This is a genomic window from Deltaproteobacteria bacterium (genome assembly GCA_016931625.1).
Taxonomy (GTDB): domain Bacteria; phylum Myxococcota; class XYA12-FULL-58-9; order XYA12-FULL-58-9; family JAFGEK01; genus JAFGEK01.
The window spans coordinates 1-9222 of the sequence record JAFGEK010000198.1 but is presented as its reverse complement, the minus strand read 5'-3'; the positions used below and the strand labels follow the sequence as shown (position 1 = coordinate 9222).

Here is a 9222-nt window from a genome sequence, read left to right as displayed (position 1 = left end):
GGCAAACCAACCTTATTAAAAACTGATTTAGTTTGGCTTGATGAAGCTCCACAAGCTTTTGCCGCAAGAATTAACAACGAAGGGCTAAGCCATATATGACTCTAGGTGAACGACGAGTTTGATCACTCATTAGGTTTTACAGCCTCCTTATAAGGCATGTGAAACTTAGATGGGCATTACGGTTGCCTCCGTAATGTTCCTCGCTTGAAATAATAAAAACACTTCTTTGGGCGCAGGTAGAGGCGAAGCTTATTTCGCCCATACATAGCGCCGCTACAACTTTTTATATTTGTTTTTTTGATTATCCCCCTTCTTGTTTGTTGCTTAATTAATAAACAATGCTGATGTGATCATGTTGGTGATCATCTGTCAATTTGCTATTGTCTAACACCCATTTTTAAAAAGTTATTCACATGCTATTGCGTTCCAATTATATAAAATATTTATATCAGTGGCTCTTGCAATAATTACTTCATTATTTTCTGACTCTGTAAGAAAAGCACTTGCTGTATTTATCCTACTTATAAATGTACTTGCCATTGCACTCGAACTAAAACGAATGCGCCAAACTACTATGACATTGTCATCATTACGAAAAACAGAAACCCGATCACCACGCCACTGTCTAGATAACTCATCAGCTTGCTCAATAGAATTATTTTCTATCGCTAAAATAGCAAATACACCCATAGGACCAAATTCATCGAGTCCTTTTTGTGTATAGTCATTTGGCGTAGTAGCCTGACAAGGCATTGTATAAATTGGCACATCTGCATGATATCCAGACATTATTGCTAAAGCTGATGACGGAAACTTGGTGAATAGTTGTTTTGTCGCTGGCGGACCGCCAAAACCATATGCATCAGTAATAAATCTGCCACCTAATGGATAACATAGGTTATATAACGCAAAATATAAAGGATGTATTGACTCGAACACTAATGATTGTGCCTTTGATAGCATTTGAGAATAATATTCATTCCAATCAACATCGTTAAAACTTTGCTTTTTGGCATGTAATCCCACAAGATTTGAATATAAAACGGCCTCACCCTCGATAATACTACGGCGGGCAAATAAAGCGTCGGCTGTTTTTTCTGTATTTATTATTTCGAGCTCGCGATATCGATCTTGTATCGCATGTACTAATTCATGCGCTAAAGATATAAAAGCTTGATATTCGTTATAAGTATCACCATGATCAATAATTGTTACATTTTTATTCTTTAATGAATAATATGCAATTATTGAACTCACCTGAGTCTCAATGGTTGCAGAATCAAGGTCAACTTCTGGTTTAACAAATCCTAAAAGCTTTAAAGCGGTATCCCAATGATTGGCAGTGTTTGCATCTGTTGTTTGTTGTGCCAGCAGTTCATTTTCATATTCTGTTGTAGATATCACTCTAATTGATGGCGGCTGTGACCAAGCATCCCATGGTTCGTCACGTTCAGCTAAGACGGCATAAAATGTTTTATTTTGACAGTCTTTTTGTCGAATATCACAAACAGATACTTCGCCGCAGGCAGATATAAAGCCAACGGTGCAAAATATAATTTTAGCAAGATGCGAAGACATAATTAAAACCTAAAAGTTGTTGTCAAATTTGCAAACCAATAATTAAATACAGCCAGTGGATCACCAACAGGCATTGATAATTCTATACGTGCTGTAACAAATTCTCTTTCATGTTCTAAAAAAGAAGAGACTGATAGCTGCAAGCGATCAGTTGGGAGGGTAATTATTGTAACTGTTTGAATGCGAAAACCCAACGACAGAGGTGATTGAGTTTTAATTTCAGCGCCAAATTCAAAAATAGCATCTGTTCGATTATTACTGCTTTGTTTTGTTGGCAGCATAACTGCAGCACTAGTATCTAAGTTAATAATAGCAAATAGAGATGCACGCCATTGTAGTGTTAGTGGCACAGCGAAAGCAAAGCGATCTGGCGACCATAGCCACATACTTTTAAGCCCTTTTAGAGCACTGGCAAAAGCATAAGCATCACGTTCATTTCGTGTAGATGCGTTATTCGGTAAATGAGCAATTGGTATAGTAAAGCCAGCACTGATTTGGCTGGTGATACCTGTAAAAATCTCTGGAGACCATATGAATGAAAGAAATGGATTACCTAAATTAGCCGTTCTTGTGCTGGATGTATTGCTTTTTTGATTACAACTCACAACGCCCCACTGCGCCCTTACCTGCAAAAAATGATTTATTGCATATGCACCCGAAAGCACTGGCACTATTATCAGTGTGCGTGAATTATGCCGATTAGAGGTATAACCACCTAAATCAAATTCTATTTGTTGTAATGAAGCTTGCTCTTCACTCGTGTCAATATTGTTATTGCCGTTACTCACAATTAAAAATGATGTGACAACATATAATAATGCATTCATAGTTATACCTGTAACTATTGACGAATTAATTTAAAGCTTCAAAATATGATTTACTTAATGAAAAAGTAGTTATCTATTCCCTCCCCAGTTGATTAACGAACACAAACAATCATAGCAGCATGCTCATTGGCATTTGTCAATATGAACAATTGTAATTTAAACACAAATAAGCCAGGCGATGTAGAAAGCATAATTATGTTTTTTACATCACCTGGCAAATGACTTGTTTAGTTAAAATTCATATACAAAAATTATTTAGCGCACTCGCATTCGTACACCTTACAACGCTTTTCAACAAGATAAGCATTCGCCTACGCATCTTCATGTATCCAGCATTCACCCGAGGTTTTCATTTGCTCGGCTTCTTTTGTCAACGGTAGGTCATTTAAACTCGGCTCACCAAGAATACCGAAACTCGATACCGTCAATATTCCCATCGTAGCGCCAGCAACTCGCGCTGAATATAAATCTTCGGCGCTCGCACCATAGCTCATGTATGGGTTAACAAGAGAACCAGGGCTATAAGCAGATAAAACTGGTGTTGACGCCGGATCGATACCAGCAGTTGGCCCCATAGCATTGCTGCCATGTGAGAAATCTTGGCTAGTAACAACCGCATTGTCATTAGGCATGCTGGGCATTGAAACATTGGTGGGCTCATATTCATAAACTTCAACCCAATTTCCTGATGAATCTTCGCTCCAAGCATATGAGTCATCAAAGTCATACGACGCCATATCCCAAGGGTCGCTGGTCATGCTTTCGTTGTCATAACCAGTAGGGTCAATAAAGCTTAAGGGGTTGTTAAACGCATACGCATAACGATTAAGTGATAGGCTAAAATATACTGCTTGGGTTACGGGGTCAGCGGTGGTGAAACGGCCACAATTTGGGTCGTATTGACGCCCACCCATGTTGATAAGCCCTTGCTCATCTTCTGTTTCATGACCAGTATAGCCTAAGCCTTGGCCTTTGAGTTCATCTAATGACGGCTTAACGATTTGTTTACCCCAATAGTCAAACTGCTGATAAACAGCGCCGCTTATAGCACCGGTGAGCAACTCTGGCGAGCCTAAATGATTAGTATGAAGATAAGCAATATCTGTTTGGATAGCATTATTGCGTCTAGCTACCGCCACTATTTTATCACCGGCTATGATATTAAACTGCTCATTGGTGCCAGCGTTATTTATATGTAGCTCATATAAACTACCAATATAAATTGTGGTTTCAGTTGTGCTTTGCTTAATTAAGCGTTCACCGTCGGCTGTATAACTATAGCTAGCTAATAACGAGCCAGAGGCTGAACCAACATGTACTTCATGGGATTTACCCCAAGCATTGTAGCTCGTGATAAAGGTTTGGCCCTTGTTAGTGCGTGATATTTGTTGCCCAAGTTCATTATAACTATAAGTTTCACTACCTGCTTGGGTTACGGCATGTGGTTGGGTAGCATTGTAAGCATAATCACCAATATCTGAGCGCGATAAAATATTGCCCATTGCATTATACTGTATTGATTGTGCCGTTGTTGCGGCAGCGCCCGTTTGCACCTGGGTTAGGCGATTGAGTTTATCATAGGCAAAACTCTCATTGCTATTTGCTATAAGAGCATTGTCACGAGTGGCTAAATTACCATTGCTATCCCAAGTGTGTATTTGGTGCTGTAATATGGCATTGTCAGATGCAAAGGTAATTATGTCGTTAACACGACCACTGCGCTCATAGTAGCTGCGAATGGTGCTGGTGTTATCGCCAAAAGTTTCTTGCAGATTATTGCCGCGTGCATCAACTGCATCAAGTTGCCATAAGGCACCACTATTGGCATTTATGTTAACACCAGCAAAACCCTCTAATGGCACTATGGCAGTTAATGGACCATAAGCATCGTATTGATATTGCACCACTAGACTCTCACCCAATGCTGTTGGGTAAGTAACACGCAAAGGCCTACCAAGCACATCATACTCAGTATATACGTCATAGTTTGTTATAGTGCCCGCAAGTGAGACTTCGTTAATGGCTAAAATGGCACGACCAAAATTGTCATATTCATAGAGGCTGCGGTGACCATCAGGGGCTGTGGCAATATGTAGCTTGCCAATGCCTGCACCAGAAGCGTTGTCATAAACCCAGGTTGAGGTTTCAGCAACACGATTGCTATATAGGTAGCTCGCTTGACGGCTAGTTAAACGACCTAATTCATCATAGGTTAATTGCACGCTTTCAAGAGTATTGTTTGTTGCTATTAACTCACCAAAGGCATTGTAGCTAAAGTTGCTTAAGCCTAAATCAGGGTCAACAACTTCAACTTTGCGGCCATAGTTATCGTTAAGTATGCGCGTGTCATTGCCCATTGCATCAAGCACATGCCATAATTTACCACTGCCGTCATAATAATAGCGGGTTAAGCCACCTTCAGTGTCGATGGTGGCTCGGGGGCTCATGGAGTTATAAGTGGCCTCATTTTGCATGCATTGCATTATTTCATTTATAATGTAACTTCATTTTTTGCTTCAACATGTTATATTCGTGTACCATTAAAATATGCTATGCGATTGTTATAACCTTAACACATAGGTAACTTAAGATCTCTTGCCGCTTTGGTTTAACTCTTCACTCGATAGGTATACTGCGACGGCTGCAGGTCTGATTTCTTTGGACACCATGGATAAAAAACCACTTGTCGCCCTCCATAACCAACAACATTTTTACCGCGCCCTTTAAGCTGTATATTAAATACTACGAACAACGCTGAATTACGCGGATGCTTTTGGGCATGCTGGACTTCACACCGAGTCAACAACACCGTTTCACCACTGCCACGAGTTCCTTTCACCTCAACATAAATTGTTTTGTTGCCACGCTGGCACTCCAAGTCAAAAGGCTTATTTGCATGAACATCTTTCACATTGAAACATTTTGACTCATAATATTTTCGAGCTTGCTGCATTGACCAATTTTCAATAGCACGACGCTCATGAGACGACACTGCATAACCTTGGTCAGCATATTGGCGCTCAGCGTTTTGGCGCGCTACTGCCAAGAGTAGCTCTGCATCAGCATCAGTTATATCGTATATTGTTTGTATCGGCCCTTGCGTTAACGCTGGTATACGAGCTACATCTTGATGTGCCTTTTTCAAAGGCCGTACCCTAACCCGAATTTCTTCTATTGGTTTTAAAAATAAATTCTTATTATTTAGCTTGCCCTTAAAGCCCTCAACGCGAGCAACTCCTACGAGTTCGTTACGGTCCGTCTGGTATGCAAGTACTAAGTCTCCATCTTGCAATTTGCCTAGTGCTTTATTCTCCTCCGCAGAACCCCAAGCTGATGGTTGCATATTACTAAACACTTCATCCCAATCGCCAAAGTAGCTATATTGCCCCGTTACATTGCATTTATAGACCCAATAGCGCATCGCCAATTCTCTCTGGGCTTCAACGATCCAGATTCTAACTAATGAAATTAATTACAAATTATGACTCAACCGTCATTAATAAGTCTAGACACAAATACTTCCAATAAATATCTCCTGACTGCAGATTTCCACTACTTGCTCACCTATTATGCAATATAACTACTCAATGATACTGATGTTGCTAATTAGCGATTTAAACAAGCTTTAGTATTTCTAGATAAAAGTTATCTAATACTTATAATGTTATAATTCACTAAAACGCTTTTCAACACGCTCAGCATAAACCTGTGCTTTTTCATGATAAGTAGCACACAATGCTGCTAGCTCACCAAGCATTTCTAAGTTCATGGTATATTGACGCCATAAATAGCTAATAGTTTGAATTACTTTTTCACGATTGCAATTGCGCCGATTAAAATATTTGGCGATATATTGTTCGAAGCTTTGATCGCTGATCTGATTGACATGATCTATTTGTTGCTTATTTTTACGTGAAGACGACTTGACTCTAGGTGAACGACGAGTTTGATCACTCATTAGGTTTTACGGCCTCCTGTGTAGGCAAGTGAAACTTAGAGGGGCATTACGGGTGCAACCGTAATGTTCCTCGCTTGAAATAATAAAAACACTTCTTTGGGCGCGGGTAGAAGCAACGCTTATTTCGCCCATGCATAGCGCCGCTACAATTGTTTTAAATTTGTTTTGTTGATTATCCCCCTTCTTGTTTATTGCTTAATTTATAGACAATGCTGATGTGATCATGTTGGTGTTCATATGTCAATAATAAAATTATTTTTTAAATTCATTTTATTAGCTACGTACCGTTTGCGTTGTATTTCATTATACAACGATAGAGTATATTTATATCTATTCGTTATATCTTTATTGTTTATTAACTGTTGTGAGTCTTACACTTTTTAATTTGTCAAACCTTAGTTTTAGTTAATGTAGGCATCAACATAGGTTATTACACACTTACTATTAAAAAAGGCAATTAACATGCATATCAATAATAATGAGTACTGAGTCCTTGTTTATAAGTACCATCCTGAAAGTTGTAAATAACATCGTTCGGGTACATCGCTATCTTTCTGCCACCAGCCCGCGAGTGACACTCGAACGAGAGTTTGTGCAAATAGAGTTGGGATTGGCTTAACAAAACCTACGTATTTCAATTTATGGGTATCATCATATTTATAATAATATTTAACCTTATTATTAAAATTAGACTCATTTAAAACAAGATCTTTATCAGGGAGCCAAAACCACGTACTACAATCAGGAATGTTTGGCTTTTCAATATAACCGCTGCCATTTTCAAATTTAAGTTTTCCTTCATATAGAGACGTAATATCACCTATCCACGGGGTTTTAATAATCGATCTAATTATTTTATTTATATTTTGCTATGAGCCGATTTTATCTCGAGTTGTCACTAAAACAGTTTCAATATGTGGCGGGGTAAGCTGATTGGATTTCTGTGTCTTTACTTCCCAAATATCACCAACTGAATACATGTTTTGTGGTGGAAAAGACTCATCAAGTTCTTTTAAGCGAAGGCTTTTACCTTTATATGTTAGAGCACCAATGCAACAATCATTGCCGTATCTTGTTTTAGCGACAATTAGCACTTTCATGGAATTAAATGCTCCACTTGTATGTTCTCATCAAATAAGCTTGCAATATGCTCAGCAGCAAGAGAGCGATGACATGCTTCAGGAGCCCCTTCAACGCAAAAAAACGCAATAGCTTGAGCTGAAATTAAACTATGTTGAAAGTTGGTAAAATCAAAAGTGGATAAAATTGCATTTTGATATTTGCTTACGAAATTTGGAGACAAATGCAAACGATCACGTTTGGATGTCTTCGAATTAGCATCTTCACGCTTTTGCGTCTCACGGATCTCAGAAGTTGGGGCAAGTTCACGAACATATAAATATCTAATATTCGCTGAATTCAAAATTGCTTGAAGCCGTTTACTATTAAGAAATGCATAGCGCGAACCACGCAGACCACGACGCTGTCGTATATCTACTAAAATATCTACATCAGCTGATTTCAACGTATGGATAAATTTATCTTCGGTGAATCCATAACCACCAATTGTCAAGATTCGCATACATGCCCTTGCTTGTAGACTTTACGCGAAACAAAATGCTCAGCAAACAAGTTCTGCTGACCTTTTGTTAGCTCTCTAACTACTTCTTGCTGTGTACAGCTTGTTCCATTAGGAAGAAGGTGTAAAACTTGAACCCCTTCATCTGATAAAGCGCAGCCAATTAATTTTGCTCTATGGCATTGAGTAGGTTTACTTTCGCTGCATAATAAGCAGATATTTAAGCCTTGTTTAAATGCATTGATAATACGAACTAGGCCTCGTTTGAAATATTCTTTGCTTCGTATTTTAGCATAGGCTACTTTGCCATCAATGTAGCAATCATCGTCTTTCGGGCGCCCTCCCAGTAAATCTCCCATAAATACATATCGCATACCATTTTTATCAAGAAACTGTTCAAAAACTTCTTTCGAATAATCGGGTTGATATCTTGAATATGGTATAGATCTTACATCTACAACATATTTAATTTTAGCCCTTTTAAGATGTTTAAGCAGTGTTGCTGGTGTTTGAGCACCATAACCGATTGTAAAAATATTGCCCTTTAGATTTGCTTCCATGAATCACCATGTAGCACGAAGACATGCATATATTAACATAATAATTAGTGATAATAATATGAATAAATATTAGAACATTAGTCATATTATGCACTAAGACAGTTATAGCTTTTATATGTTATATTACCCAACATCATGGTATAACTTGTTTTATGTGTTATAAAATTTAAATTTTTCCGGATTTTGCGTCAATTTATTTTTTAGGTTTTTGTTTATCATCCTGATAATTTATCATTTCTATTAAGATTTGATTATTGCATCTATAAACTCAGAGAAAGGCATATATTGAACGCCATCCTCAGTGATCTCTAGAATGTCTTCAAGCAAAACAAACCTTTTTCACGCTGAATAGTCACTTCAAAGCAATTAAATTCAAAATGCGGACACTGGATCGCTGGTCATGCTTTCGTTGTCATAACCAGTAGGGTCAATAAAACTTAAAGGGTTGTTAAACGCATAAGCATAACAATTAAAGGATTGGCAAAAATATACTGCTTGGGTTACGGGGTCGGGCGTGGTAAAGCGACCACAATTTGGGGCGTATTGATACTCTTAGTGCTACCGTGCTGCGTGGGCTATCGCCCAATTCTTTATCATCTAGCAGTTGTTGCAATGATGCAAGGTCAATATTTGTTGTGTTACTGATACGGTATATGTCCGCAGTATAAGCACGGGTAAATGTCCGCGATCAACATGGGCAAGGTGTAGTAGTTTGTCATG

At 38.5% G+C, this 9222-nt stretch carries 8 protein-coding genes and 1 pseudogene; all 9 read right to left on the bottom strand.

Annotated features, from left to right (window positions below):
* Positions 1–405 precede the first annotated feature (405 nt).
* The 9 genes and pseudogenes from JW841_16540 to JW841_16500 all read right to left on the bottom strand — a co-directional run bounded on the left by JW841_16540 (position 406) and on the right by JW841_16500 (position 9045).
* On the bottom strand, positions 406–1578 hold the full coding sequence (locus JW841_16540; protein MBN1962542.1) for a hypothetical protein: 1173 nt from the start codon (positions 1576–1578) through the stop codon (positions 406–408).
* Between the two features lie 2 nt (positions 1579–1580).
* Complete coding sequence (locus tag JW841_16535; GenBank protein ID MBN1962541.1) at positions 1581–2366, bottom strand: hypothetical protein; 786 nt, start codon at positions 2364–2366, stop codon at positions 1581–1583.
* A gap of 350 nt (positions 2367–2716) precedes the next feature.
* Positions 2717–4852, bottom strand: a complete 2136-nt coding sequence (locus JW841_16530) for an RHS repeat-associated core domain-containing protein (protein MBN1962540.1) — start codon at positions 4850–4852, stop codon at positions 2717–2719.
* 161 nt (positions 4853–5013) lie between these two features.
* Positions 5014–5826, bottom strand: a complete 813-nt coding sequence (locus tag JW841_16525) for a DUF3883 domain-containing protein (protein MBN1962539.1) — start codon at positions 5824–5826, stop codon at positions 5014–5016.
* Positions 5827–6069: 243 nt separating this feature from the next.
* Positions 6070–6363, bottom strand: coding sequence for a hypothetical protein (locus JW841_16520; protein ID MBN1962538.1), 294 nt, complete (start codon positions 6361–6363; stop codon positions 6070–6072).
* A gap of 869 nt (positions 6364–7232) precedes the next feature.
* Positions 7233–7463: a hypothetical protein gene (locus tag JW841_16515; protein MBN1962537.1), complete on the bottom strand. Its 231-nt coding sequence runs from the start codon at positions 7461–7463 to the stop codon at positions 7233–7235.
* Positions 7460–7945, bottom strand: a complete 486-nt coding sequence (locus tag JW841_16510; protein ID MBN1962536.1) for a DUF488 domain-containing protein — start codon at positions 7943–7945, stop codon at positions 7460–7462. Before JW841_16510 ends, JW841_16515 begins: the two co-directional genes overlap by 4 nt.
* Positions 7933–8502, bottom strand: a complete 570-nt coding sequence (locus JW841_16505; protein MBN1962535.1) for a DUF488 domain-containing protein — start codon at positions 8500–8502, stop codon at positions 7933–7935. Before JW841_16505 ends, JW841_16510 begins: the two co-directional genes overlap by 13 nt.
* A 372-nt stretch (positions 8503–8874) precedes the next feature.
* Positions 8875–9045 (bottom strand): annotated as a pseudogene (locus JW841_16500) (hypothetical protein).
* Positions 9046–9222: the final 177 nt, after the last annotated feature.

What these genes read in the sequence shown, in the direction of transcription:
- JW841_16540 (MBN1962542.1), bottom strand. Translation starts at nt 1,578, where the DNA reads ATGTCTTCGCATCTTGCTAAAATTATATTTTGCACCGTTGGCTTTATA.
- JW841_16525 (MBN1962539.1), bottom strand. Translation starts at nt 5,826, where the DNA reads ATGCGCTATTGGGTCTATAAATGCAATGTAACGGGGCAATATAGCTAC.
- JW841_16520 (MBN1962538.1), bottom strand. Translation starts at nt 6,363, where the DNA reads ATGAGTGATCAAACTCGTCGTTCACCTAGAGTCAAGTCGTCTTCACGT.
- JW841_16530 (MBN1962540.1), bottom strand. Translation starts at nt 4,852, where the DNA reads ATGAGCCCCCGAGCCACCATCGACACTGAAGGTGGCTTAACCCGCTAT.
- JW841_16510 (MBN1962536.1), bottom strand. Translation starts at nt 7,945, where the DNA reads ATGCGAATCTTGACAATTGGTGGTTATGGATTCACCGAAGATAAATTT.
- JW841_16515 (MBN1962537.1), bottom strand. Translation starts at nt 7,463, where the DNA reads ATGAAAGTGCTAATTGTCGCTAAAACAAGATACGGCAATGATTGTTGC.
- JW841_16505 (MBN1962535.1), bottom strand. Translation starts at nt 8,502, where the DNA reads ATGGAAGCAAATCTAAAGGGCAATATTTTTACAATCGGTTATGGTGCT.